Source organism: Actinomycetota bacterium, assembly GCA_030650795.1.
Classification (GTDB): domain Bacteria; phylum Actinomycetota; class Actinomycetes; order S36-B12; family S36-B12; genus UBA11398.
The window spans coordinates 1-1,045 of record JAUSDJ010000032.1; the positions used below are offsets into that span (position 1 = coordinate 1).

Annotated in this window: 1 protein-coding gene; it reads right to left on the reverse strand. The window is 70.6% G+C overall.

The features are described from left to right. Positions 1–115: 115 nt before the first annotated feature. On the reverse strand, positions 116–1,045 hold a 930-nt coding region (locus Q7L55_11860; GenBank protein ID MDO8733243.1), incomplete at its 5' end, for a 3'-5' exonuclease.

The following is a 1,045-nucleotide window of genomic DNA, read 5'->3' on the forward strand; positions in this document are numbered from 1 at the left end:
TGAGGTTCAGCCTCGCCTGCGGGATCTGCGAGGCGGAACAGTCGCGCTTGCTCCTCCCCCCGCGCACCGGCTGCCAGCGTGCGGAGCCGCTCGGTAGGGTCATAGGTCGGAGTCCTCACTCAAATACCTCGTAGGGCTGCCCGAACGGCATCGAGCCGCCGTCGAGCGTGTAGAACCGACGGTAAGCGCGCGTCACGGCCACGTAGGCAAGCCGGACCTCTTCCTCGCACCGGGTAGGGTCCTGCAGGTTGCGGGCCGGCATCCGGGTACAAGCCGCCAGCGCCGCCACGTTGTCGGCCTGCTGGCCTTTGACGCCGTGGATGGTGGAGAGCACCACCTGCGGCGAAGCGCCGGCCAGGATGCGGTCCCACTGCCCGCTCTCACGGGCTGCCTGCCACGCTTTCAGGTCACGGGCGCTCACGCCGCCGGCCAGCACCTCCAGGTTCCGCAGCGCCAGCCGGTCGAAGCCCCACTCCGTCAGTCCCAGTTCCGGCAACTCCGCCAACGTCACCCGGTCTGCCGGCCGCTCACCCGCCAGCGCTTCGATGCGGCTCTTGGCGCCGTAAACCCACGCCCCCGGCCGCTCTTTGGTCGTGACGCGGCTCTTGTCCGTCAGCGCCGTGAGCTCGGATAGCGTCACGGACCCGCCCGGTGCGGAGAGGCGATAGACGGCTCGCGCCGCCCGCAGGGGCCCGCGGTCACTCCACGGCGTGTAACGCGCCTCGCCCTGGATGCGGTAGGGGATGCCGGTCTCTTCCAACTCCGCGGCCAATGGGTCCGCAAAGCGCCAGTTGCGGAAGAGCACCATCCAACTCTCGCCGTTGGTCAGCGGCAGCTCACCCAGGTGAGCGGCGCGGTGTATCTCGCCATCCGCCCCCGGCCGCGGGAGCACGCGCTTCGCGACACGGTCGCGGTTCCGGCCGATGATCCGTGCCGCCAGTGCCGCCACCCGGGCCGGCAGCCGGTGGCTCTGCTCCAGCTTCACCACCCGCGCCGCCGGCCGGGAGTTCAGCAGCTCCGGAGCCGCGCCGATGAACGAGTAGAT